Annotated in this window: 14 protein-coding genes and 1 tRNA gene; 4 read left to right on the forward strand and 11 right to left on the reverse strand. The window is 33.6% G+C overall.

Going from position 1 to position 26,907, the window contains the following annotated elements; translation table 11 throughout:
• Nucleotides 1–336: 336 nt before the first annotated feature.
• Nucleotides 337–5,217: a carbohydrate-binding protein gene (locus D1816_RS19600; RefSeq protein WP_118505120.1), complete on the forward strand. Its 4,881-nt coding sequence runs from the start codon at nt 337–339 to the stop codon at nt 5,215–5,217.
• A 93-nt stretch (nt 5,218–5,310) separates the two neighbouring features.
• Here D1816_RS19600 and D1816_RS19605 read toward each other — a convergent pair whose 3' ends face one another.
• The 6 genes from D1816_RS19605 to D1816_RS19630 form a co-directional block, all read right to left on the reverse strand.
• Nucleotides 5,311–9,162: a carbohydrate-binding protein gene (locus D1816_RS19605; RefSeq protein ID WP_118505122.1), complete on the reverse strand. Its 3,852-nt coding sequence runs from the start codon at nt 9,160–9,162 to the stop codon at nt 5,311–5,313.
• A gap of 224 nt (nt 9,163–9,386) precedes the next feature.
• The gene (locus D1816_RS19610; protein ID WP_118505124.1) at nt 9,387–10,595 is read right to left on the reverse strand and encodes a lipopolysaccharide assembly protein LapB; all 1,209 of its coding nucleotides are present in this window, start codon (nt 10,593–10,595) and stop codon (nt 9,387–9,389) included.
• Nucleotides 10,585–12,246 (reverse strand): M56 family metallopeptidase, encoded by a 1,662-nt coding sequence (locus D1816_RS19615; protein WP_118505126.1) that lies wholly within the window; start codon nt 12,244–12,246, stop codon nt 10,585–10,587. The genes D1816_RS19610 and D1816_RS19615 overlap by 11 nt, the downstream gene beginning before the upstream one ends.
• 33 nt (nt 12,247–12,279) lie before the next feature.
• The gene (locus D1816_RS19620; protein ID WP_118505128.1) at nt 12,280–14,064 is read right to left on the reverse strand and encodes a M56 family metallopeptidase; all 1,785 of its coding nucleotides are present in this window, start codon (nt 14,062–14,064) and stop codon (nt 12,280–12,282) included.
• Between the two features lie 5 nt (nt 14,065–14,069).
• Nucleotides 14,070–14,429: a BlaI/MecI/CopY family transcriptional regulator gene (locus D1816_RS19625; RefSeq protein ID WP_118505130.1), complete on the reverse strand. Its 360-nt coding sequence runs from the start codon at nt 14,427–14,429 to the stop codon at nt 14,070–14,072.
• 285 nt (nt 14,430–14,714) lie between these two features.
• Nucleotides 14,715–15,161 carry a hypothetical protein gene (locus tag D1816_RS19630; RefSeq protein ID WP_147405134.1) on the reverse strand — a complete coding sequence of 149 codons (447 nt, stop codon included), beginning with the start codon at nt 15,159–15,161 and terminating at the stop codon, nt 14,715–14,717.
• A 183-nt stretch (nt 15,162–15,344) separates the two neighbouring features.
• Between D1816_RS19630 and D1816_RS19635 the strand changes: the two genes are divergently transcribed.
• The 3 genes from D1816_RS19635 to D1816_RS19645 all read left to right on the forward strand — a co-directional run bounded on the left by D1816_RS19635 (nt 15,345) and on the right by D1816_RS19645 (nt 20,757).
• Nucleotides 15,345–15,845: a DUF456 domain-containing protein gene (locus tag D1816_RS19635; protein WP_066313137.1), complete on the forward strand. Its 501-nt coding sequence runs from the start codon at nt 15,345–15,347 to the stop codon at nt 15,843–15,845.
• A 77-nt stretch (nt 15,846–15,922) separates the two neighbouring features.
• On the forward strand, nt 15,923–17,947 hold the full coding sequence (locus D1816_RS19640; protein ID WP_118505134.1) for a S9 family peptidase: 2,025 nt from the start codon (nt 15,923–15,925) through the stop codon (nt 17,945–17,947).
• A 206-nt stretch (nt 17,948–18,153) separates the two neighbouring features.
• Nucleotides 18,154–20,757 (forward strand): T9SS type A sorting domain-containing protein, encoded by a 2,604-nt coding sequence (locus D1816_RS19645; RefSeq protein ID WP_118505136.1) that lies wholly within the window; start codon nt 18,154–18,156, stop codon nt 20,755–20,757.
• A 271-nt stretch (nt 20,758–21,028) separates the two neighbouring features.
• Here the strand turns inward: D1816_RS19645 and D1816_RS19650 are convergent, their stop codons facing one another.
• The 5 genes from D1816_RS19650 to trxA form a co-directional block, all read right to left on the reverse strand.
• Nucleotides 21,029–23,302, reverse strand: coding sequence for a fibronectin type III domain-containing protein (locus D1816_RS19650; protein ID WP_118505138.1), 2,274 nt, complete (start codon nt 23,300–23,302; stop codon nt 21,029–21,031).
• Nucleotides 23,303–23,341: 39 nt separating this feature from the next.
• Nucleotides 23,342–24,373 (reverse strand): hypothetical protein, encoded by a 1,032-nt coding sequence (locus D1816_RS19655; RefSeq protein ID WP_147405133.1) that lies wholly within the window; start codon nt 24,371–24,373, stop codon nt 23,342–23,344.
• 932 nt (nt 24,374–25,305) lie between these two features.
• A tRNA-Asp gene (locus tag D1816_RS19660) sits at nt 25,306–25,379 on the reverse strand.
• An 85-nt stretch (nt 25,380–25,464) separates the two neighbouring features.
• Complete coding sequence (locus tag D1816_RS19665; RefSeq protein WP_118505142.1) at nt 25,465–26,394, reverse strand: DUF58 domain-containing protein; 930 nt, start codon at nt 26,392–26,394, stop codon at nt 25,465–25,467.
• A gap of 77 nt (nt 26,395–26,471) precedes the next feature.
• Nucleotides 26,472–26,789, reverse strand: a complete 318-nt coding sequence (gene trxA / locus D1816_RS19670; protein WP_066313142.1) for a thioredoxin — start codon at nt 26,787–26,789, stop codon at nt 26,472–26,474.
• Nucleotides 26,790–26,907: the final 118 nt, after the last annotated feature.

Here is a 26,907-nt window from a genome sequence, read left to right on the forward strand (position 1 = left end):
AATATTAAAAAAAGATAAACAAATCCTTTAAAACACAGGGTATTCAGCTTAAAATAGTAAAGAAACTTTATAACAGATACTAATTAGTACTTAACGAATTCTAATCACAAACCTTCGAATCATAATTACATACCGTTGTCTGGTATGCTAAGTACTACTTTTAGTTTTTGATCAAATTTGTGATATAATTTGATTAAAAAACAAACAACACTAATTCAACTTTATAAATTGCTTTTGTAACGATGTCAAATTTTGCTTGGGAGGGCATTATAACATTATGCAATATTTTATAATTGAAAACTAACACTCGAAACAAATCTTTTAACGAATTAAATCATGAAACTTACAAAACTCAATTGTCTAATTGCTTTTTTCCTTCTAGGGCTAGTGGTAAAAGCACAAACTCCCGAAGGAGAATTAAAAAGATGGCATAAAGTCAGTCTTACATTTAATGGTCCTAATACATCTGAAACTGCTAATCCAAATCCTTTTTCTGATTTTAGGTTAGATGTTACATTTACTCACCAAGCAACAAATAGAAGCTATACTGTGCCAGGATATTTTGCAGCTTGTGGTAATGCTGAGAATACTGGTTGTAAATCTGGTAATAAATGGAGAGTACATTTTACACCAGATCAAACAGGGGCTTGGAATTGGTCTGCGTCGTTTAAGTCTGGATCTAATGTGGCTATAAACGGAGGAGGTTCTGGTGCTGGATTTATGAATGGTAATACAGGATCTTTTGCTATTTCAGAATCTGATAAATCAGGAAGAGATCACAGAGCAAAAGATAAAGGAAGATTACAGTATGTAGGAGAACATTACCTTAGATACTCAGGTACAAACCCTGCAAATCCTAATGGTAATTGGTTTGTAAAAGCAGGAGCAGATTCCCCAGAAAATGCACTTAACTATGTAGATTTTGATGCTACACCAAGTTATAATAATAACCTTAATAAAATTGGTAGTAAAACATGGCAGCCTCATCAAAGAGATTATGTAGCTGCAGATGCAAGTTCGTATACATGGAGCAACGGTAAAGGAACAGAGATTTTAGGTATGATTAATTACCTTTCTTCTCAAGGAGCAAATGTAGTATCGTTCTTAACATGGAATACAAGTGGAGATGGAGGAGCTGTTTTTCCTCATGTTTTAAAAGTTTCTGAACAGGAATATGGTAATACAGGGAGAGCTCAACAATGGAATAAAGTACATCATGACCGTTTTGATGTATCCAAATTGGCTCAGTGGGAAAAAATGATGGAATATGCAGATAAAAAAGGTATATACCTTCATTTTAAAACCATGGAAACAGAGAATGATAATAAAATGGATGGTGATAATTTTGGTAGAGAAAGAAAATTATATTACCGAGAATTAATAGCTAGATTTAGTCATCATTTAGCACTTAATTGGAACCTCACAGAAGAGACTACTCTTAAGGATAATGTAGCAAAGGCTACAGCATCATACATTAAAGATGTAGACCCATATGATCATAATATTGTAATTCATACATATCCTAACCAACAAGATCAAAGATATAATCCTTTACTAGGTAATAGCTCTGTCTTAACCGGTGCTTCTATACAAACAGACAAGAATAAAGTACATAACGATGTAAAGCGATGGTTAGAAAAATCTCGTAATGCGGGTAGAAAATGGGTTGTAGCTAATGATGAACAAGGTCCAGCTTCAACGGGAATTAGAGTTTCTGATAAAGAAGTAAGACACAAAGTTTTGTGGGGTACACTTATGGCTGGAGGAACCGGTGTAGAATACTATAGTGGTTATACAAATAATGATGGCGATATAAATGGGAACGACCATCGAAAAAGAGGAAATAAATATAAAGAGGGAGGATATGCTCTTAACTTTTTTAATAAGTACCTGCAGGGGGATATGATAAAAATGACCTCTTCAGATGGAGTTACATCTGATGGTAATGATTATGTACTCGCAAATGCAGGCAAAATATATGCTGTTTATAGACCAAATGGAGGTTCTACAGGGTTAAGTCTACCTGCCGGAAATAATAAGTATGATGTACAATGGTATAACCCTCGTAATGGCGGTAACCTAACAGCTAAAACAACATTAGGAGGTAATTTGGTTGCTCCTGATAATAATGACTGGGTTGCATTGATTACAAGTAAAGATGGAAACGGTAACGGCGGCGGAGACGGCGGTACTTGTGATAACACAAAAACAGCTACTCCATCTCAAGATGCGTATTTACAAGGCACAACAAAGTTTAATACGGCAGATTTAAGAGTAGAAAGTGGGAACAGAATTTCATACTTAAAATTTACAGCACCTTCAACAACAGAAAAAGTTACTGGAGTAAAATTAGAGTTAACCGTATCTTCAGATGGAGGTAATGGACTTATAGAGGTGTTTAAAGGAAACTCTAATAACTGGACAGAAGGTAATCTTTCTAATGGTAACAAGCCTGCACAAGGAACAAAAATAGGTTCTCTAAATACCACATATAGCGTAGGTCAATCGTATAAATGGGATTTAACGGGTGTTACCCCTGGAGAAACTATTTCTCTAATAATAAAGCAAACAGGAGGTAATGATGTATCTTTTTCTTCTAAAGAAGGTTCAACAGCACCAAAACTAATTTTCGAATTAGATTGCCCAGATGGAGGCGGTGATGGAGGAGGAAACTGCGGAACAGTTTCAATGAAATCAACTTCTGATTTTCCAACATTATCAGTTTCAGGATTCTCTCCTGCTTATAAAGATAATGCAAGAAATGCAGTGGCAATAGATGCATCTAAATACAAAGATAAGTTTGCAGCTGCAGAAGCTACTTTTGGAGGTGATACAGGAAAATATGATATCAAATTAACAACACTTACAGAAATTGATGGTGAGTCTTCTTATAGAGTTTCTATTGATGGTGTAAGAGTAGGGGAATTTAAAAACCCAACTACTGCTACTGATTATGCAGAGTCTGGAACAACTTTTAAAGGTATTGAAGTTAAAAAAGGAGCCAAAATTAGAGTAGAGTTTAATTCTCATACCAATGGTAATATTCCTGAAGGAAACGGGACTGCATTTTCTAGAGGAAGATGGACTGCACTTGACTTTATTTGTCAAGGAGGAGGAACTCCTGATGGTGGAGGCGACACCGATGGTGGAGAAGGATGTGTTGCTTTAGAGAAAAACGGAGTAGTAGCCGTAGAAGCAGAACACTTTTTAAGCCAAGAAAAAACAAGCAATAGAAAATGGTATGTGTTTGATGCAAATACCACAGGAACTCCTACTCCAGATCCAGATCCAAATCATGCAAATGGAGCTAGTAGTGGTGGGTATTTAGAAATTTTACCTGATACCAGAGTCACTCATGGTGATCCATTAGTAGCTGGAGTAAGTTTTAGTGATGTAGCAGGGCAAACTACAATTGTAAATTACAAGGTTAAGTTTACTTCTGCCGGAAAATATTTTGTTTGGGTACGTGCGCATTCTACAGGTACCGAAGATAATGGAGTACACGTAGGTCTTAATGGAAATTGGCCTGCATCAGGTAGAAGAATGCAATGGTGTTCAGGCAAAAACAAATGGACTTGGGAGAGTAAACAACGTACAGCGGCTAATCACTGTGGTGAAGAGCGCAAGATCTTTTTAGATATCCCATCTGCAGGAGTACATACTATCTCTTTCTCATTAAGAGAAGATGGATTCGAAATGGATAAATTTGTATTGTCGAAAGCATATACAAAACCAACAGGTAACGGACCAGCAGAGGTTTTAGTAGATTGTAATACAGGATCAGAAAATGCTAAACCACAAGTAGGAATGACATCTCCTACAAATGGAGCAACATTTGGTACTGGAGAATCAATAACACTTAGCGCAGATGCATCTGATAGTGATGGTACTGTGGCTAAAGTTGAGTTTTATATTGGTGCTAATAAGGTTGGTGAGGATACAACAGCACCTTATCAAGTAACAACTACCATTGCAAATGTAGGATCATATAACGTAACTGCTAAAGCTACAGATAATAAAGGGGCTTCAACTACTTCAACAAGTGTTGCGGTCGAGATAGAAGATAATACACCACCAGTAAATACTATAGCTATTCCAGGAAATTTTGAGGCAGAAAGTTTTGCTTCTAAATCAGGAAGTGTACGTATCGAAAACACCCCAGGAACTTCTGGTAAAAATCTTGGATTTGTTAAAAATGGAGATTATACCGAGTATACTGTTAATATTCAATCTAGTGCAAAATATGCAATTAATATTGCAGCTTCAAGTGCTGGTCAAGGAGGAACAATTGATATTGTTGAAGCCGGAACAACAGTTGGTACTGTAACAATTCCGGTAACAGGGCAATGGCATGATTATAAATCATATACGGCAGAAGTTTCACTTACTAGTGGTGAGAAAAAACTAAGATTGGTATACAAAGGGGCAGTAGGTTATCTATTTAATGTAGATAATGTTACTACAAGTGTTGTAGCTCCTCCTGTTGTTCAAACTAGAACTGTTACATTATCACCGATTCATGATGCTTATTTACAGGGGTCAAAAAGATATAACGATGGTATTGTTCGTGTAGAAAAGGATAACAGATCAGGTTATCTAATGTTTGATCTATCTTCTATTCAAGGAACTGTTACTAAAGCAGACTTACAGTTTACAATTGATTCTGATCCAGGAAATGGAAACATCAATGTAAATAAAGGGAGTAGTAGCAATTGGACAGAAAATAACTTATCCAATGCTAATAAGCCTGGAGTTGGAGATTTATTAGGTAATTTAAATACAGGGTTTGCAGTAGGAAGTAATAAAACGATTAGCCTAAATGCCGGAGGTATAAACGGAGATAAACTTTCACTTATTCTTAATGCAAGTTCTGGGAATGATATCGCTTTTGCCTCTAAAGATCATAAATCAGTAAAAGCACCGCAGTTAGTTATTACATATACAACTACTATTGGGGCTAGACAGGAAGATTTAGGTAAAAGTGCTAAGAGTGATATTAAAGTATTCCCTGTGCCTATGAAAGTGATGCTTAATGTATCAGGAGTTTCTAATGGGTCTGTTGCTAGAATAGTTGACTTTATGGGAATCTTAAGAAAAGAAGTTACTTTGAAAGAGGGTAATAACGCTTTAGATGTTCAAGACTTACCTTCAGGGCACTATATAATAACTATTCTGGAGAACAATAGAATAGTATCCAGAAAGAAAATAAGTAAATAACAAATAGTAAACACACGTTATTTTATGCAGAAAAGGTTACCCAAAATGGGTAACCTTTTTTTCTTAGTAAAGAATGAAGTATATGAGAATAACCTATCGTTTTACTAACGTCTTTTGTATAGTTTGATTTTCTAACCCTATTTTGATAAAATATAGTCCAGTTGTCAAATCTTGTATATCAATAGATTGATTATTAGTGTTTATTTCTACACTTTTTATAGCTCGTCCTAGATGATCAAAAAATTGAACAGGTACTTTAGTAGAGATAATTTTACCAAAATCGATCTGTACTTTTTCAATTGCTGGATTAGGATATAGGCTGATACTAGCTTTGTTCTTGCTATTTTCATTACTATTAGCGATAGAGGTGATAGCTGTATTTCTAACTGAAGAACTAAACTGAACAGAGTTGATATTAAAAGAACCACCCACCATAGTAAGGCGCAGAACTTTATTAGATCCACCAGAAACAGTAACTGAAGGTATGGTAATAGTCTGCCAGGTTTGCCATCCACCTGTATTGGGAACTGCAACGGTACCAAGATTTACACCATCTAATGAAACCTGAACAGATTTTGCAGTATTTCTAGGGCTAGCTACTCTAATGTTAATAGCATATGTTCCCGCCGTTGTGTTTGCGATAGTATATTCTAACCATTCTCCATTTGCAACCCAGCCTACATTTGTACCTCCTCCTGCATCAGTTGTAGTTTGAACGTCAACAGCTTCATTTGTTCTACCTTGCCCTCCATTATTACTTGTGTCTACATCATTATAGGCAACATCTTGTCCTCCATTGTCATAATTCTCTAGCTCAATAGTACCGGGAATGTTTTGAACGGCAAAAGCTGTTTGAGCACTAGTAACAGCTTCAAATCGAACCCAATTAATGTTATAGGATCCACCGCTAATGTTTAATCGTAATATTTGATTAGCATTTCCATTAGAAATCACCACGTTATTAAGCGTTAAATCTGTAAATGTTTGCCATCCGCCAGTATTTCCAATAGAGATATTACCTAAGTTTTGAGAACCCAAAAGTGCTTCAATTGATTTTGTATTGCTTACATTGCTCGCTACTCTAAAGGTAACGTTATAGGTTCCAGGTGTTACATTTCCGATAGTATATTCTAACCATTCTCCATTTGCTGTCCAGCCTATGATTTGGCCTCCTCCCGCATCTGGGGTATTGGTAATATCTACGCCTTGATTTGTTCTGCCTTGTCCCCCTATATTATTATTTGTGGTATCATTATAAGCCACACCTTGTCCTCCATTATCATAATTTTCAGCTTGGATAGTTCCCGGAATACTATTCGAAACAAATGCAGTTTGAGCATTTCCTGAGGGGGTATTAGAATTAGAGGTAAATGAACCTGTAAAAACCCCTCGTCCATAAGTAGAAGCTATAATCCTATTATTGTTATCATCTCCATTGATAGCCCAATAATCAAAAGAAGTAACGCTGGCATCACTCATTCCGTTTTGAGATCTGCTCCAAGTAGGGTTGGTAGCATTAAAATTAGTAGTAACCCAAACACCAAGTTGCGTTCCAACAATTACTTCGTCTCTGTCTAATGGATTTTGTAAAATATCTCTAACCGGAATATCAGGAAGATTTCCTTCTTTATTAACCCAGTTTGTTCCTCCATTAGTAGAAGACCAGATACTAGTCACTCCATAATTGTGCATAGTAACCATAATATCGTTTGCTGTGGCTCCAAATCTTACTGAAGACACAGAACCTACAAATGGAGTAGTAATGGCAGCCCAATTTGCAGTTCCTAATCCTACGTTAGTTAGACGTAATAAACCTCCATTGGCAGTACCTATAAGCCATGTGTTATTTGCAAAAGGAGAAGGTGTAAGTGCCGTTGGTTTTGCTGTTAATAAAGCATTTCTAATATCTGAATTTCGATCGTTAGCAACATCTATTGTTCTTATAGCAAAATTAGTTCCTGATGAGGCATTTGAGAGTAAAAAATTAGCCTGACTGTCATATCCCATTTGATTTACAAAATCTCCTGTTTGATCATCATTTGACAAGGTTGTAGCACCTCCTTGAATTCTACTTCTTCCATCCCAAGGTAAATTAAATCTATAAATAATATTATGAAGAAAAGTAGCAATCATAAATTGTCCGTCTCTATCCACAAATGTGTAAAAACCGTCACCGTCAGATAATTCTTCTGATCCATTAATTCCAGGAGTTACGTTTCTAAATGCTTGAGATCCATTGTCTTGAGCTCCTGCAGTAAAAATCCCAGCGGTGTCGCCAACACCATTAGGACCAATGGCAGCTTTTACATATTGAGTTACATTATAATTATTGTTTCTAGCGCCAAATACGTTATTATTTCCGGCTGTTGATAAACTATTAGCATAAAAAACACCACCATCATTTCCAAAAATTGCTTGGTTCGTATTTCCTGGACGAAATACCATTGCATGCTGATCTGCATGTACCAAAGAAACTGGTAAAGCTGCTAGATTATTATTGTTGGACCATTTAGAAATCTGTGTCCAGCTATTACCACTATTTGTAGATCTAAATAAATCAATACCGCCTACATACAGGATGTCATCATTTGTAGGGTCAGCTTCTATCATCAAATTATAAAATGATTGCCCACGTGTAAAGTCGTTTGTAGGAATCCCAGTATCAACATCATTTGGTAATGTTGTTTCTGTAACAGCACCAAACCTATTTGTAGTTCTGTAAATATGTACAGGATCAATTAATCTATCCTGAGCATTTCTGGCAAGACCTTCTGTTAATGCATACATCGTATTAGCATCTGTTGCAGAAGTTTCTAATTCTACTCGATTAGAATCTGGTAATGGAGATGATGTAGCTTCTGTCCAGGTAGCACCATTTGTAGATGAGAAAACTCTTCCTCCACCGTTTGAAAGCCCAGGCGTCTCTATTGTTCCCATCCATAATGAGTTGTCTGAAGCTATTTCTAAATCATTAGGGATATAGTAATAATTGGCACCACTAAATGTAAATCTAAGATTAGTAGATTCTATTCTATTCCAATTGGCTCCTCCGTCTATAGATCTATATAATCCAGCTGTTTGGTATCCTAATCTATTTGTTGGATTGGATGCATCTCCATAAATATGCGCTCCAACTCCAACGAATAACTCAGTTCGGTTTTCTGCTGTGTTGTTCCATGCAGTAACATCATTTACAAAGAAAATTCCTGATAAGAATAAATTGGTAGCACTAAATTCAAAAGTCGCGGGTCCGGCTGCCGGAATATTTACAGCTTGCCATGTTGATCCGCCATCAGTAGAACGATATACACCATTACCAACAACATCTCCAGCAGTATATTGCTCGCCGGTACCTATATAGAATGTATTAGAATTTCTTGGGTCTACGGTAATTGAAGTAACCGATAGATTTCCAGGAACATTTTCAATTCTACTCCATTGTGAATTGACTGCTGTTATATTATCGTTTACCCATAATCCACCACTAACACCACCAGCAAAAACTCTTCTATTGGTATTATCATTTGGATCAAACATGATTGCTCTGGTACGACCACCAATATCATTTGGACCTCGTTCTATCCAGGGGTTGTTGGCAGCATCTCCGGGAGCTCTTTTTGATATTTCTTTTCTTAATTTTTGTTGAAGTAGGTGTACATTCTCAGGACTTGTTTTTCCTGTTTGTGGATTTAGGGTAAGTTCCCACATTTGTTCATAATACTTGTTGGGGGGTAATCCTTTAGACTTTCGTTCTGCTTTGCTAAGTTTTAATGTTTCTGTAAAAGGGCTGTTTTTTAAATGTTGAGCGTGTAATGCTCTTTGAGCGGCGATAGTGCTGTCATTTTGTTTTTCTTGTTTTTCTAAGCCTGAGCGGGTTAGAAATAAAGCTGAAAATACAGAAAGACTTAGCCCTAACGTGACGTAGCGTTTTAACTTTTGTTTCATTTTAAGAGTTATTAATATTAGTAATAGCCACCTATGTGACGTTTGTGTATTTAAATAACAATCAAAACAAAAGCTACCCTACTTTTTTTTAAGGAAAAATTAAGATAAGCTTAGTTTTTCCTTATTATGTTTTTACTAAAAATCAACTGTTATGAGATAGAAGCGGCTATTAAAATAACTTACTTAGAACTAACGTGATATACGCTTATCGTTTTGGAATTTGATTAATTCGAATTGGATTCGATTTTGGTAGATTTAATTTCTTTCTTAAGTTGAGTTATTCTTTTTTTAACTTTTTCTTCAAAAAAACTTTTGAAGGTTCTCTTTTGGTTTTTTACCGAAGTGTTTTCTTTTTTCCCAAACTTTTCCATGTATTTGGTGTAGTAGGAAAGTTTAGTTTTAGGATCTTTATAATAGGCATCTGCAAAAACGGCGAGTTGATATTGAGATCTAAGACTCTCTGGATTTTCTTTTAAAGATTTTTTCATAAAAGTAATCGCCTCTTTCCATTTCTCCTGATGTCTATAATTCATAGCCAAATTGTGATATTCTTTATCCAGACTATAGTCAAGAAGTGTAATTGCAATATGATAGTATTTTTGAGCTTCTGCATAATTTTTAGTTTGACTGTAAAGCTCTGCTATCGTATAATACAATTTTGGATTTTTATCGTCATAATTAAGTAATATGCCATAGTATTTTAACGCTTCTTGGTATTCATACTCTTTATGATATGAGGTGGCAAGCATGCGGTAAATAAATTCATTTTTGAAATTCAATTTTAATAACTTCAAAAAATAAGGTATAGCCTTATCAAAGTGCTCTTTTTTATAATAATTTTGCCCTAGAATACTTATAAGTTCTACATTATTATTGTAATAAGAAAGACCTGTATTGGCATATTTGACAACACTATCATATGCTCTAAGTGACAAAAAATGTTTTGAAATTTTATAGCAACTCTTTTGGTGTGAATTATCTAAAGTAAAAGCATTTTGGTAATAGTTTATAGCGGTACTATCCTTACGAATCTCTTTGACTAATCCTAATTGATATTGAAAATTGGGATTCTTAGGGTATTTATAAATGAGTCCCCCAAAAATACTATCGGCTTTAACGAATTTTTTTGTTGTTATTAATAACTTTCCGTATTCAAATAAGGCTATCGTAGATTCTGAGTCTATATCGATAGCCTTTGAGTAAAAATTTAAGGCGTCATCATAAGTTCCTATTGCTTTGTGAGCTCGTGCAATCTGCAAGAATGTATAATTAGTATTGGGAGTTACATTTTCATATTTCATTATGGCGTTTGTATAATCTCCAAGTTGAAATAATTTATCTGCTTCTACCACAGTGCTTGATTGCGCTTTAATAGGTGCAATTTTGCCCAAGAGAGCAGTCAGTATAAGTACTAAAAAATAATTACCCTTCATGTATTTTTAAAATATATAAATCTCCCTCATAATTTCCGTCTAAATTAGAAGTAAGCATATTTTTTACTGTTTCTAAATCATTAGACTTTTTAAGATATACATAGTAATATTTGTCTTTCGGATTTTGAAATACTTTTGGATCAAGACCTTGCTCTTGTAATTTTTTAAGTCCTTTTTCTAAAAGTGATTTACGCTGATAAATATTAGAGATTAGATAATACCCAAGTTTAACGTTATGGTTTTTAAAGTCGGATAGATTATCCGATAAAATTATCGGTTCTGTTTTAATACTTTTTTTTTCAAACGATTTTGATAAATCCTCAGAACCATTTTTAAACACAATAGGCAAAGAATATAGCACTCCTACTTTTTCTCCATTTAATTCTCCCGGAATCATCTTAGGTATAGATTTAACTACTCTTATAGCTTCTTTTTCTAATTCTGGCGATGGCCCTCTAGCTTGCACACTTGTAATGATACCTGTTTTATGAATTTTAAAGCGAACATAAATACGATTTACACCAGGTTCTGAGTATTTTTTCATTTCAGAAACATTGAAATTGGTATTGACAAATTCCTTAATTTCATTTGACACGCATTTCTTCATTTCTACTTTATTTAGAATGCCTTTACAAGATTCTGTAGTAGGGATTTTATCTATTAATGCAAAAGGAATCCCGTCTTTAATTGTATCTTTTGAGATTTGTGTGATCCTTTTTTCAATATGATTTACATTGTCAAGAGTACTTCTAGAAGCTGTTTTTGTATTGCTTAATTTTCCCGAAAACGAAGAAAAAACGATCATTATCATAAAAACAGGAAGTATTATTAAATATTTGATTGTCATGTTTTTATTGGATTTTGGTTTTTGTAACATTAAGATTCTCTTTTTAAGTAAGGAGTGATTGAAAAATTGATTAATGAATTTTATTTTTTCTGTATCAAACCCTGTGTTTAATAATTGTTCTGAGTATTTTCTTTTTCCAAATACAGTTGCACTTTTGGCATCAGCTATAAATTCATGAAGTACATTAATCTTTGATTGATATATGTAAACTAAGGGGTTAAACCATAGTAAGATTTTAAGAAACTCAAACCATAACAAATCTATTGAGTGCCTTTCTTTAAGATGCACGATCTCATGAGTGATAATTTGTTCTTTCTCACTGTGGATTTGATCTCCTAAGTAAATGGTGTTCCAAAAAGAGAAAGCATCATTACTGTTTTTAACAGTTACCAGGTTGTAGTTATAAATTTTAGTTATTATTGATTTTTTTCTTAGTAAATAAAGTTTTACGTTTTTATTTATAAAGGATAAACAGGCAACGGTGAGACCAATACCATATATTATGAGCCACCAATTTAGATTACTAAAGTTACCTGATACAGTTGTTGTTTGCAGTATCTGTGAGGCGTTGTTAAGCTCACTTTGTTGACCAATAAGAACTGCCGGGAGGTTAACTATATATTCATCTGGAATAGTATTTTGGATGCTTTTAATCCGCACAAGAGGTAAAATAAACGATAACACAGAGGTGATAAGTAGATAAACCCTATTTAAAGAGAAAAAAGTGTCTTTTCTGTGAAACAAGTCATATGCGATTAAGAATATGAGCTGAAAAATTATAATGCTAATTAAATAATGTATCATGATGGTTAGAACTACTTTTTTCTCAATTAAATATTATTTTTTAGTTTCTGGAGTGTACTCTAATTTTAGATTATAGGAAGGTACATTTAGACCTTTTTTTGTTCTTACAGTATTATAATCAAGTTTAGGCACTCCTTTTTCTGATTTTTTGACGTTTTTAAAATAGGCCATACAGATATTATCAATAGTTTTTTCAGCATAATCATCCCCATATATTACACTATATTCATACGTACCCTCGGGAATGTTTCTAGCAATATATACTTGGTTAGTTTTAACGTGAATTGTACGTACGACTTTTTGATTTTCTAATGAAGTTAGAGTAAGAATAACATCAGCATCTTTACCTGCTGTAATTTTTAAATAGTTATCTATTTTAGTATCGTATTGTGCATTTTGATTAGGACATTTTGGCTCGGCTTCACGTTCAATAATTTTTTTAGAAATTTTTGGTTTAACATTTTTGGATGAAGTAGCTTCTTCATTGATAGTCTTTTTTTGATTTTTATTTTTTAAATCAATACTTAAAGAATAAGATGGTACGTTGATTCTTTTTTTGGTTTTGACTATTTTAAAATCAAGAATATTCGGATTTGTTTCTATAGCTATTTGGTTTGTGAAATAGGCTTTGCATTCACCATCAATTTGCTTTTCAGCATAATCTTTACCATAGACCACATTAAGCTTGTATGTTCCTTCTGGAATATTTCTTACGAACTGAGTTGTGTTTTGTGTAATATATACAGTTCTTACCTTTTTGGAAGTTTCAGTAGAAACTATATCGACAATGGCTTCTGAGCTTTTTCCGTTGTACAATTTTAAGTAATTATTTAGTTTACCGTTGTATTCAGAATTTTCATTAGGACATATAGGTTCTCCACTAGCAAAGAAATTTGAAGTGCTTTCATCAATGTTATTTGTTGAATTTTCAATACTACTTCTTGTTATAGTGCTTGAAGCTTCAATAGAAGAAGTATAAGACAGTATGCCAATAATTACGGGTGCTAGTAGTAGGTATTTAAATTTAGCAATAGTTTTAGATTTGGATTTTTGTAACATAAATATTCGTTTTTTGATTAGGGACTTATTAAAAAATTGATTGACAAATGTAATTTCCTGAGTTTGAAAAGCTGAGTTTAATAATTGTTCTATATAGTTTCTTTTTTCTATAGTAGACACCACTGCGGCATCAGCCAAGTACTCATGTAAAATTGTAATTCTAGATTGATAGATATAAATCATTGGGTTCCACCATAAGACTACCTTTAAAATTTCAAAAAATAGCTGGTCCAGCGAATGTTTTTGTTCTACATGAACAATTTCATGAGTAACAATTTGTTTTTTCTCTTCTGCATTTAGTTGATCTCCGAGATAAATCGTATTCCAAAAAGAAAAAGCCTGGCTGCTATTAGGAAGCGTTACTATTTTTTGATTTTTGAGAACAGATTTAAAAGAAAAACTTGTTAAAATATTCAGTTTGTAAAACTTCATTACAAGTAGAAACAGACTCACTATTACACCTAAACAATATAAAACTAACCACCAATTTGTTGGACTTTGTTCTGGCCCAGTGGTACCAAGAACAACAAGACTTTCAGAAGAGGTGTTAATTACTCTCTCTAGTTTAGATACATATACTTGAGAAGTAGGTGTACTTAGCGCCTGAATTTTTATAAAAGGAAATATTAAGGATAGAATTGGTGTAAATGTTAGGTATATTCTATTCCATATAAAAAATGTATCCTTTTTATGAAATATATCATAAAGCACTAAAAATAGCACTTGAAAAATCAAGGTTTGTAAAAGATAATGAGGCATAATACTTAATTTTCTTTATCGATTTCTTTTAAAATTTGTTCCAGATCTTTGATGTCCATATCATTCTTTTTTACAAAAAATGAAACCATATTTCTAAAGGAACCATTAAAGTAACCGTTCATAAGTTTGTTAAGGGATTGACTACTATAATCTTCCTTTTTTATCAAAGGAAAATAGATATACCCTTTACCTTTTTTCCGATGTGAGACAAATGCTTTGTTTTCTAAGATTCTAATTATTGTAGAAATGGTATTATATGCAGGTTTTGGATTAGGCATTTTGTCTATTATAGACGCTACATTTGCTTCTTCCAGTTCCCATAATAACTGCATTACTTCTTCTTCGGCTTTTGTAAGTTGTTTCATAAATTGATTCTTCTATAGACTATTAAACTAAGAAACGAACAAGCGTTTCTCTGTAAATTAGATAGAGTTATAGAATAAGATTTTTAGTGTGATTGTTTTATTTAAAAAACAAATATAACTAAATATTTAGTTAAAACTAATTATTTAGTTAAAAAAATGTAAAACAATGAATTTTAGGGATGTGTGTTATTGGTACAAGCTGTATTTTGTCTAAAAACTAACAACAACCCGAGACAAGTAATCAATATGAAGAAAATATTTTGGTATGAGTGCAGATAGGTATTATTAATTGCCTGTTAGTTGTTTCTCTGTAGGGTTAATTTCTATTTGGGTTTTATTGACCTCAAAAGTGATAAGTAGGGTATAAATATCTTCAGACTCAAGTGTATTATCTGTATTTGCAATAGGTATCAAATCAGGAAATGATGCTAACACTCTAATAGCTTCTATTTCTAAAGGAAAAGATGATGCTTTGGCCTGTATGTCGGTAATTTCTCCTGTAGTATCAATCTTAAAACGTGTATAAATACGATTAGCTCCAGGTTTGGTATCTGAAGAAATTGCAGTAATATCATAGTTGTCATTAACATACTTCTGAATTTCTTTGATGACACAGTTTTTCCTTACACGTTCATTAGTTGAATTTTTGCATTTTTTTGTAGTGAAACTACTTTGAGAAAAAGACATAAAGCATGTCATCATGACAAGCGCTGATGTAAAAAGAGTTTTCATAATTCTGGGGGTAGTTTTGAATCAATAGTTAGTTTATTAGTCTTTGCTTAACAGTAAGCTTATACAAAATAATTAAATTTAACTATAATATGTGTACTCTTATCTAAGTAAGAATAGGTTGGGCGTGTTAAATGATATTGTCGTAACAAATCAGAAACATTGTCGTCATATAAATAAAAAAGTATGGATATTGCTTTAGTAGTTATAGGTCTTCTCTTTTGTCTTTTGGGTATTATAGGTAGTTTTTTACCAGTTTTACCTGGACCTTTTACTTCTTGGATTGGATTATTGATTTTACATTTTACAGATGCCGTTCCTCAAAATTGGACATTTTTAGGAGTTACTTTAGCAATTGCTATATTGGTTTGGGTACTTGATTACATAGTTCCGGCATTGGGTACAAAAAAGTTTGGAGGAACTAAATATGGTATGATCGGAAGTTCTTTAGGATTAATTGTCGGTATCATATTCATGGGGCCACTTGGTATTATTATTGGGCCATTTGCTGGTGCTTTTTTAGGAGAATTTATAAGAGATAGTAGTGAAACATCAAAGGCACTCAAAGCAGCCTTTGGATCATTCATAGGTTTTTTGGCAGGAACGTTTTTAAAATTTATAGTATCACTAGTATTTATTTGGTTTTATTTTATTAAAGTTTCTGAAAATTGGGAAGCATTATTTTAGTAAATGATCTCTTTTGTGTTGTAACATATTGAATTTTAATCAGTTTTATAAATATAAATTCACAAAATCATCAAATCATGAAAACGTATTTTTTATCGGCACTGGTCGTGCTAAGTGTACATTGTAGTGTAGCACAAGACAAAAAGGATAAACTGCCTGGCAATCCCTCACTAGTTTCATCAAAAGAACAACTTAAAGCTTTGGTAGATCAAGAAAAAGGAAATTTTAAGTACGCCGTTCAAGATTATTTTGAAAGGCCGAAACAATCTTCTTTTCAATTTTCACCAGATGGGATGTACTTTTCTTATCGCGAAAAAGATACTAATGGAAAAAGACATATATATGTTAAGAATACAGAAACAGAAGTTACAAAAAGAATCATTGAAGAAAAAGAAGAACTTATCAGAGGTTATGGTTGGGCTAACAATAATCGTCTTATTTATGTCATGGATCAAGGTGGAAATGAAGATTATCACCTTTTTGCTTCAGATTTAGATGGTTCGAATCAAAAGGATCTTACACCTTTTAAAGGGGTTCGTGTAAATATTCAAGAATCCTTAAAAGAACAACCCGAGTTCATGATTATTACTATGAACAAGGATAATCCACAGATATTTGAACCTTTTAGAATAAACATAAATACTGGAGAGCTAAAAAAACTGTACGAAAATAAAGATGTGCAAAACCCTATATCAGGATATAATTTTGATAAAGACGGAAATTTAAGGGCTTATAGTAAACAAGAAAACGGAACGAATTATAGTTTATATTATAAAGTAGCTAAAGAAAAACCTTTTGAAAAAATCCTTACAACAACCTGGAAAGACAATTTTTATATTATCGGATTTGATTATACTACGGCATATCCTCACGACGCTTTTGTAATGAGTAATTTAGAAAATAATACAGATGAGATTATTTTGTATGATCTAGAAAATAAAAAAACACTTAAAAAAGTATTTAGCAATGCTACTTTCGATGTGGGAGGAATGAATCGTTCTAGAAAAAGAGGTTATGAAACTGATTATTACTATTATACTGGAGAAAAAAGTGTTACAATACCAGTTAGTGAAACATTTAAGAAGTTATACAAGAAAGTAAACGATAAGTTTGGGGATAAAGATGTTTCTATAGCTAGTAAAACAGACGAAGAAGATAAGTATTTACTCTATGTTGATAGTGACAAATTATATGGGATGTATTACCTGTATGATACAAAAAAAGATAGTTTTAAAGAGATTATGAATTTAATGCCTCAATTAAAAGAAGAGGATATGGCAGAAATGCGACCTATTAAATTTAAGTCAAGAGATGGATTAACATTATATGGTTATCTAACAATACCAAAAGGAATCGAAAAAGGAAAAAAACTTCCTTTGATTGTGAATCCACACGGCGGCCCATATGGTCCAAGAGATTATTGGGGGTTTAATCCAGAAACACAGCTTTTTGCAAGCAGAGGCTACGCAACTTTACAAATTAACTATCGCGGTTCAGGAGGTTACGGAAAAGAGTTCTTTCTAGCGGGGAGTAAACAAATTGGTAGAAAAATGTTAGATGACCTTGAAGATGGAGTGAAATATGTAAAATCTATGGGATTCATTGATGAAAATCATATCGCTATTTATGGCGGAAGTTATGGTGGACTAGCTACTTTAGGAAGTTTGGTGAAAACACCAGATTTATACCAATGTGGAGTAGATTATGTTGGTGTATCAAACTTATTTACCTTTTTTAAGTCATTTCCTCCTTACTGGAAACCCTATCTGGCACAAGTATATGAACAATGGTATGATGAGAATGATCCAGAAGATCAAAAAATAATGAAAGAAGTTTCACCTGCATTAAATGTAGATAAAATTACTAAACCTCTTTTTGTTGTGCAGGGAGCTAACGATCCTCGTGTAAATATTAATGAATCAGATCAAATTGTAGCCAATTTAAGAGGAAGAGGTTTTGATGTTCCGTATATGGTTAAATACGATGAGGGTCATGGGTTTGGACATGAGAAAAACCGAATCGAATTGTATAAAAGTATGATGGGCTTTTTTGCAAAGCATTTGAAATCTGATATTCCAACATCGACGTCGTTCAAGCAATAAAAACAAGTGTATAAAAATATAATACCTCTGTTAAAGCTCTAACAGGGGTATTTTTATGTCCAATTTTAGGCCTTTAAAATGTGTTATAAAATGTTTAATTAGGTTAAAAAAAGAATAAGTATGCCTATTTACCAAATCTAAATTAGGTATTCAGCATAAAAACGTATTTCTTACGTTTATTCTTAAAACTAAACTCTTAATTTACTATGAAACACAAAGTATCTATTATTGCCTTATTAGTGTTGTTATGCACTAATTTTGCCTCAGCACAAACAGTAGAGTCTCGTAGACAAGCAGCCAATACATTATGGGAAACTTATGGTAGGAATCCAAATAATCCCTCACAAATGCCCGATGCGGTGCCAGTTAATGTAAACGCTAATATAGACCAAATAGTAATTGACCCAACTTTTAGTAATCTGGAAACAGCACTAAAAAACCTTCTTGATAATAATGGTGGAATTCTTCGTTTCAATGCTACGACTCCAACCACTATTAATTTTAATAATGTTATTCATCTTAATCCATCATACCAAAATAGAGATAAAGTAAGAACAATTGTAATTCAAGGTAAGAACATCACATTTGATGGTCAAAATAATACTAGTCTTTTTTTGGTTAGGGGTAGTGTTAGATTAGTAATTCAAGATGCAACGTTAACAAATGCTAACTTTAAAGGAGTCTCCCAGGCAAATCTTAAAAATATCTTTCGTTCTGGCGGTGGTGCCATAGAAGTGGCGCAAGCAGCGTCATTTTTTGGATCTTTAAGAGTAAGAAATTGCCAATTTGTTAATAATAAAGTATCGCATTTTAATGGTATAGGTGAAAACCAGAATGGTGCAGCAATTAGAATTAATAACAAAAGTACTGTAGAGGTATTTGGTTGTAGTTTCAAAAACAATCAAGCGGTTACAGGAGGAGCCATAGGAGCGACTTCAATCGAAAGACTTACTATCATTAATAGTTCTTTTGATTCTAATTTATCTAATGGATACAAATCAACTACTGGTTATATGAATGTAGTAGAAGGTGCTGGCGCTTTGCGAGTAGATAGAACCACAAAGCCTCTTGAAATCTATGGAACTAGTTTTGTTAGAAATTCTGCAAATGTGAAAGTATCCGTAATGGAGGTATTTATAGCTCCAGTTTTTGGATCTTCACCAGGTTATCCTACCAATGAACCGGCTCTAGTTATTGATAATTGTGAGTTTAAAGATAATACATATAATAACTATGCAGGCGTAAGTAACTTTGAAAGAGCTTTTTTTGCAGGATGTATTGTTTTTCATGGCAATAGTGCTAAAATGAAGTTAACCAACTCTGTGTTTAATAATAATGAAGTAGGACAAGCTAATGTTAGATTGATTAATAATTTTGAATTTGACAACTGTACTTTTGCAAACACTAAATTTCTTAATGTTGTAGATGCACCGCAGCAAGGAGCCGTCTTTTTACAAAAAATACCTGAATCAGGGTCATTTAATAACTGTACTTTTTATAAAAATGAACCTAGAAATAGAACTGTGGCTAATGACATCATGTTTTGGCAAGGTACAGTGCCTTCAAGAGTTACATTAAATAACTCTATATTTTATCGTACGAACACAAGTACAAATATTAAGCAGGTAAAAGCTCCTTTAAAGGGAAATGGCAATAATCAATATATTCCGGGAGTAGCTTCTTCTAGTCTTTCTGAAGTCACTACGACAGCTTCAAATAAAACTAATCCAAATATTATTGCCAATAATATAGTAGATATGTGTCTAGGGACAAACACACTACCTTTGGGTATAGGAGGTATAGATGATTGTTCAGGAACACCACCAAATCCAATAGGTATTGTAATTCCGGGAACTATTCAGGTAGAAAATTTTGTTGCTAAAAATGGAGAAGTAAGAGCAGAAAACACACCTGGAGGAGGACAAAACCTAGGGTTTATAAAAAATAATAATTATACCGAATATGATATTAATGTTGATAAAAAAGGAACTTATACGTTAGATGTTTTTACTTCTTCAAATGGAGTAGGAGGTAATGTTGTAGTTTCTGTCGGGGGAGTAAACAAGGCCACCCTAATGGTTCCTGTTAATAATGCATGGCATACCTATGATACTTCAATCACTGCAAATTTAGATTTGGTAGCAGGGACTCAAAAAATTCGTTTTACATATACTGGGGGAGCAGGATTCTTATTTAATTTTGATCGAGCAGAATTTAAGTTGAATACCGCCGTGCCAGTAACATTAGATTGCAATGATGCACCTACCGGGTTAAAAGCGATTAGCTCGACTACAAATTCGATTACGTTTTCATTTGATAATTCGAGTAATGACCTTAGAAGATTTGAGTTAAGGGCTTTCGTGCAAGGTACTTTTGGGGGAAATATAAATTCTGGAGCAGTTAGTTACGCAGCAGCCCCAGAAGGAAGTTCTACAATAACGATAAAAAGTTTACAAGGAGCTACTAGTTATGATTTTGTATTTAGAGCGCTATGCTCAGGTAGCAACCCTGGGGCTAGTTCGGTTGCTCCTCTAGTTAACGCTTCAACAAGTGCAACACTTGCTAAGAATGTAAATAATGAAGAGTTAGAAATTATAGCGTATGAAGGTTCTTTGGAGATAAATAATTTAACAGTGTTTACTGGTGTTGAGAATGTGAGGTATGCCTTATATAATTTATCTGGTCAAATAGTGAAAAAAGGTATTTTAACTACCTCAAAAATTTCAACGAAAGGTTTTCCAAAAGGAATATATCTACTAGAGTTAAATAAAGGAATCAAAAGAAAGGTTTTTAAAGCCTTAGTGCAATAAATAAAATAAAAAACCAATACACTAGATCAAGTCTAAAATTGTGTTCATTCGATTTTAGCCTTGGTCTAGTACTTATTTTATTAGTCTTGATGGATTATTTTTAAAAACGGTTCAAGGAGATTGGAATTTAGTAGCCCAGGGAACTCATATGACAGTTGTATCATTATATCACATAAAAAAAACAGCAGCCTATTTTAATGGACTGCTGTATGATAATTATAAAGAATTGATACAATTCAATACGGAAAAAAAATGATGAACTAAAGTTCAATTACTTTCTCACAACTAATTTTTTTGAATAATTTTTTCCTTTAGCATCACTTATATATACTATATAAATACCTTCTGATAAGTGCTCTATATTTACACTATTGCTAGCTTTATGAATGGTCTTTTGCATTTGCAAAGCCCCCATCATATTATAGATTCGCACTTGTGAGTTTTTTACTTTACCCCAATCGATACCGATCACTGTAAATTCATTTTTTGAAGGGTTTGGATATAGATCCATATGCCCAATGAATGAGTCGGATTCAATAAGCTCTTCTTTTATGTCGGCTATGGTCGTATCTGACTTAGAATTTGTTTGTCTATTCGAAGTACATGGTTTTATTGTGAAAACTGTTCGCGAGCCCTCTTCAACACGGGTGCCTGTCCTTATTATAATTTGTCTTCTGGCCCGGGCGTTCGTATTACTACCAGCCTTAAATGTACTTCCTACTACCTCAATATTATTGTTTACTCTATATTCTTTGACTGAGGTTTCTGTGACATTTTGCAGTAACAAAGAATCATGAGTACAATCCTTCGGACTGGTATAAATGATTTTAGCAGCGCTATAGTTTGATTCCCCATACTGACCAATGGCCTGCACCCAAAAAGTATATTTAGTTTCAGGCTCTAAAAAGCGCACTGTATGAAATGTATTGGAAACAGGAGATGTAATACCTGTTCCGTCTGAACGCCTCATTCGGACCTTGTACCCAGTTGCATCTGCAACTTCATTCCAATATATGGAAATTTGTGTTTGCGAGGTAGAATGATTAGTTATAATCGGAGTCTCAGGCACCGGTGCTTCTTGAGTTGACGTCATAAGGTTTTGCGAAAAATCACTAACAAGATATTTGTTTTTAGCTCTGACCTTGAAACAATAGCGCGTATCAGGATCTAAGCCCGTAATTTTATACGAAGTCGAGGTGGTCGTACCAATGAAATTACCCTCGCAACCAAATACCTCATATTCCGTTGCGTTATCACTAGGGTTGAAAAATATTCTGATATAGTCCACTTGGCGTTGGCTGCCATATAAATCTGGAACAGTCGGAATAGGTGCGACTTCCGTTCTAACCGAAAGGTCTTCGGAAAAAGAAGAAACACCACCGTTATTTGCTGCTCTAGCTTTATAACAATAGTTAGTATCTGGGGCTAATTCGGTTATCTGGAATGTGAAGTTTCCTGAACTTTCATATTCAGCTATCTCATTTCCATTACAATCATATACCTGATATTTTGTTGCATTAGTACTCTGACCCATGGTAAAACCAACCCAGTCAATTCCAATGGCGTTAACACTTAATGTAGGAGTGCTAGGGGTAGGCACAACTTCCGTTTCTACCTCAAAATCTGAGGAGAAACCAGAAGCCCCTAAACTATTCAGCGCTCTAACCTTGTAGCAATAATTAGTTCCTGAGGCTAGTTCCGTTATCGTGTAACTTGTACTAGAGGTCGTACCTAATTTAGTGCCCGTGCATGTAAAGACCTCATAACTCGTTGCTCCTATGCTATTGCTCCAATTAAGTCTTACACTATTGGTCGTACTTGTATGAGATGTTATCTCAGGGACAGCAGGGAGTTCTCCTTCATAGGTTACTTTGGTTTTTATTTGGTGGATCTTTACCCATCCACGTAATGGAAAAAAAGCTAAGGTAAAAGAGTTGCCTTCTTGGTTAAAATGTTGCAATGTTTCACTTGGAAAACCGGAAGCTCCTTTATCGTATAAAATCAAACTTACAGTTTCTGGACTACTACTATTAGTGCCAACCCCATTCTCATGGATTGGATTTCCTGAGTTGTTACAGAGATAAAGGGCTTTAGCATCTGCACGGGGTGTCCAGGGAACTGATGTGTTACAAGCTGCCAATGGTACGGATATCCCAAAGCCAGATTGTACGTTGTTTATAGTATTACCAGGGATATTAGTTTTACTAATACGAAGTTCTAAAACGATCTTTGTAATGTCTTTATTCTTAAAATCGGGATGATCAAAGCGGTATCGCGCATTTTTATATTTTGGAGACCTCACGGGAGCCCCCGCCGCATCATCAAATAGGGTCTCATCTGCCTGACTTAAGCTATGCCTGCACGGGTTAAAAAAGCAGTCTAAGGTAGCTCCTTGTCGCTGGGTATAGTTTAAAGTAACGGTCTTAGTCGCTGTTTGGCCAAAAGTGAATAGCGAGACAAACATTAATAGGAAACAACTGTATTTAACTTTTGAGCCCATATTTTGCATGAATAAATTATTTATTCTTATTATTTTTGCTTTCATAGCTTTTAATTTGACGTATGATAATACATGTTCTATTGGCTATTTTCTTTCTAGTAAGAGTTCCAGTTTTTGTTCTAATGCTTCGATCTTTGCATTTTGTACTTCTAACTCTTTTATTCTCTTTTCTTGCTGAAGGATATAAAGAGTAAGCTCTTCTATTTTTTGCATGTGTATACGTTGCATGTCTCCCACGGCTACACCTTCTTTTTCGATCTCTTGCTGAGAAGGAACATCTGGTAAATGATAATTTTCTTTGATAAAGATTGCCACCTCCTCTAGAGTTGGAAGTTGATAGTTTTCTTGAAACACATAATCTGCCCAATTGGCCTCTACAACAATCTCTTTGGCTCTTACTTTACCGTTAACGGATAGTTTGTAATTAGGGTCTGGATTCCTGGTGCCAATACCTACGTTATCCATAATGACCTTTGGCCCACCGATAAAAGTCCCCCCTTCGAAGTCACTATCGTAATTTAAATGTAACTCATCATTTATATAATGAACTAAAGCTCTGTTACTTGTTTTAGTTCCTTGATCTCTACCGTCATGCACTCCTAGTTGAAAGTCAGCACCTCCATTCCTAATCCGGCCAAACACATAAAAATTTGAATGGGCATTATCTCCATACCCTACATATACATTTTTTCCTGAATTATAGTTAAGGTATAGGTCATCTATAACGTCACTAGTAGAGGATTTTCCATCGACATGTCTAGTACGCAATCTGTAATTTCCATCTCCTCCTATGTTCACATGTCCTTTAACGTTAAGTTTCCAAGTGCCTGGGCTTGTTGTACCAATACCAATATTTCCATTCCCCATTATTCTAAAAAGGCTTGTATCTCCAGGTCCCTGAAAATCAAATCCATTACTTGCTCCTATCCCTACACCGCCTACTCGTAAACGGGCAATATTGTTATACCAAGAAAGTGAGTTTGATGCAGCAGTATTGTTAGGGTTTGTCGCTCTAATATTTCCAGAAGTAGTATTATCGCCATTAGGATTCCATTGTCCGTAAGAAAAGGAATTCATAACTAAAAAGGCTAACGTACATTTGATTATTTTTTTCATGTTATTTGATTATTTATGATTACTATATTTTAAGTTTTGATACTAAAAAGCTTAATAATAAGATTGATTTATCCTATGATATATTTTGTTTGTCCGAGATGTTTTAGTGTCCTAATGTTAAAAGATGTTACCCTATTTTTTCGATTTTTTTAAGGAGATGATTTATTTAAACTAAAAACAACTATATCTTTTTTTTGAATATGACTGTTTTTGATAGTATTATTATGTTAATTTATCATTTTAGAGTCATTAATTTGTCGAATAGGAGTCACCTTTGAAACAACTACATAGATTCTGGATAAACACCTTCTGAAGGATTGATTATGTTCGTCTTATTGCTGCTTTTAGTTACGGTTGTGTATTTTTTAACGCACTAAACATATTATCCTTGAATTTAGAATTTTGAATTACACCTGAGTTGATACTAATCACCGTAGATTTATTATTTGTTGGTTTGGGATACACTTGTATGTTCCTTTTTTTAGATTATATGATAATCTATTAGGAGGTTTATAGTTAAAACTATATATGGTTTAAAAAATAGAGGGATATTATCAAATGGAGGAGGCAACAAAAATAGATTCAACAAGAGTATTGTGTAGCAAACGAAGTCGCATAGCGCTGAATAAGAATTGTTACAATCATTAAGTTTACTATTGATCAGGTACTTTTTTACTCTAAAAATCAGCTTGGAATACTATAGCAATCAATTATTAATCCATCTTAAACTATTTGATTAACCGAAGTGCAAAAATGCTTCAGTAGAATCTTTTTGTATGTTGTATACATGAATTAAAAAAAGCCTCTCCAAGTTTATATGGAAAAGCTTCTCATCGGTTTACTACTAAACCATCCCGATCTCTCGGGATCAACACAACATTTTTCAATTGCTAAAAAAAGCTTCAATAATAATTGAAGCTTTTACAATTTTGCGGTCTGGACGGGACTCGAACCCGCGACCCCCTGCGTGACAGGCAGGTATTCTAACCAACTGAACTACCAGACCAGGCCTTATTGCGGATGCAAATATACACCTCATTTTAGAACCCGCAAATCTTTTTTTTGTTTTTTTTCAAAATCTTTTTTCGAGATCAACTAAATTTCTGCCTTTCAACTAAATATGTGGTTAAAATTTTATCAAAGTTTTTGGTGATATCTGCTTCAACATACTTAATGCCATATTGGGCGCATTTCATTTTTAAGTCATAAAAGTAAGTAGAAACGGCTTTTTGATAATTGTCTTTTATATTATCAGCGTATAAGTTAATGTGTTCTTCGGTTTCAACATCAATAAATCTAGTAGGGCGATTGCTAAAATCAAAATTTAATTCTTTTTCACTATCAAAAGTGTGAAAAAGGATAACCTCATGTTTATTGTGTTTAAGATGTCTTAATGCTTCAAAAAGTTTTTCGGGACTTGTTGTAGCTTGAAGCATATCAGTAAATAAAAATATAAGAGATCGCCTATGTATTTTTTCAGCAATGAGATGTAAAAACTTAAAAGTTTCAGTATTCTTATGTTCAGCTTCTCTAACAATCGTTTGATTAAGATTGTTAAGTAACATTTGGTGATGCCTTTCACTACCTTTTTCTGGGGCATAGTAATCGTATGCATCGCTGTATACACTAAGCCCAATAGCGTCGCGTTGTTTTTTTAAAATATTCATTAAACAAGCAGTAGCTAAAACAGAAAAGCTAATTTTATTTAAGGAATTTAAATTGTGCTCTTTTACTTTAGGGTAATGCATAGAAGATGAGCTGTCTATAATAATATGACACCTTAGATTAGTCTCTTCTTCGTAGCGTTTTGTAAAAAGTTTATCTATTTTGGCAAAAAGTTTCCAATCTATATGTTTAGTACTTTCTCCATTATTATATACTTTATGTTCGGCAAATTCTGCAGAAAATCCATGAAAAGGGCTTTTATGCATACCCGAAATAAACCCTTCTACAACTTGTTTAGCTAATAATTCTAGATTAGTAAACCCACCAGTTTTATTTATTTCTTTTTGAATATCCATACATGCAGATTTTTGTGAAAATAAAAAAGGTTTGACAATTCGTCAAACCTTTTATTGTTTTTATTATTGAGTTGTAATTACAAAAGCGAATCTAAAGCTTCTGAGTATACATTTTTTGGAGAAACACCAACTTGACGACCTACAACCTCTCCATTTTGGAAAACCAAAACAGTTGGGATATTTCTTACACCGTATTTAGCAGCGAATTCTTGATTAGCATCTACATCTACTTTACCTACAACGGCTTTGCCATTATATTCTTCGCTAATTTGTTCGATGATAGGACCTACCATTCTACAAGGACCACACCAAGCTGCCCAAAAATCTACTAATACTGGTTTATCGCTTTTAAGTACTACTTCGTCAAAAGTAGCGTCTGTTATTTCTAGTGCCATAGTTATTTATTGTTTAAATTTTTATATTGTTTTAATAATTACAAAATTAGTCAATAATTCTTCGAAAGCTTACAATCGTTGTATTTGTTTTGACTATTTAGCTATATGGTTTTCTGAT

The sequence above is a fragment of the Aquimarina sp. AD10 genome (assembly GCF_003443715.1).
Taxonomy (GTDB): domain Bacteria; phylum Bacteroidota; class Bacteroidia; order Flavobacteriales; family Flavobacteriaceae; genus Aquimarina; species Aquimarina aggregata.

Coding starts and splice junctions, on each gene's coding strand:
- D1816_RS19600 (WP_118505120.1), top strand. CDS start 337: ATGAAACTTACAAAACTCAATTGTCTAATTGCTTTTTTCCTTCTAGGG.
- D1816_RS19605 (WP_118505122.1), bottom strand. CDS start 9,162: ATGAAACAAAAGTTAAAACGCTACGTCACGTTAGGGCTAAGTCTTTCT.
- D1816_RS19610 (WP_118505124.1), bottom strand. CDS start 10,595: ATGAAGGGTAATTATTTTTTAGTACTTATACTGACTGCTCTCTTGGGC.
- D1816_RS19615 (WP_118505126.1), bottom strand. CDS start 12,246: ATGATACATTATTTAATTAGCATTATAATTTTTCAGCTCATATTCTTA.
- D1816_RS19620 (WP_118505128.1), bottom strand. CDS start 14,064: ATGCCTCATTATCTTTTACAAACCTTGATTTTTCAAGTGCTATTTTTA.
- D1816_RS19625 (WP_118505130.1), bottom strand. CDS start 14,429: ATGAAACAACTTACAAAAGCCGAAGAAGAAGTAATGCAGTTATTATGG.
- D1816_RS19630 (WP_147405134.1), bottom strand. CDS start 15,161: ATGAAAACTCTTTTTACATCAGCGCTTGTCATGATGACATGCTTTATG.
- D1816_RS19635 (WP_066313137.1), top strand. CDS start 15,345: ATGGATATTGCTTTAGTAGTTATAGGTCTTCTCTTTTGTCTTTTGGGT.
- D1816_RS19640 (WP_118505134.1), top strand. CDS start 15,923: ATGAAAACGTATTTTTTATCGGCACTGGTCGTGCTAAGTGTACATTGT.
- D1816_RS19645 (WP_118505136.1), top strand. CDS start 18,154: ATGAAACACAAAGTATCTATTATTGCCTTATTAGTGTTGTTATGCACT.
- D1816_RS19650 (WP_118505138.1), bottom strand. CDS start 23,302: ATGAAAGCAAAAATAATAAGAATAAATAATTTATTCATGCAAAATATG.
- D1816_RS19655 (WP_147405133.1), bottom strand. CDS start 24,373: ATGAAAAAAATAATCAAATGTACGTTAGCCTTTTTAGTTATGAATTCC.
- D1816_RS19665 (WP_118505142.1), bottom strand. CDS start 26,394: ATGGATATTCAAAAAGAAATAAATAAAACTGGTGGGTTTACTAATCTA.
- trxA (WP_066313142.1), bottom strand. CDS start 26,789: ATGGCACTAGAAATAACAGACGCTACTTTTGACGAAGTAGTACTTAAA.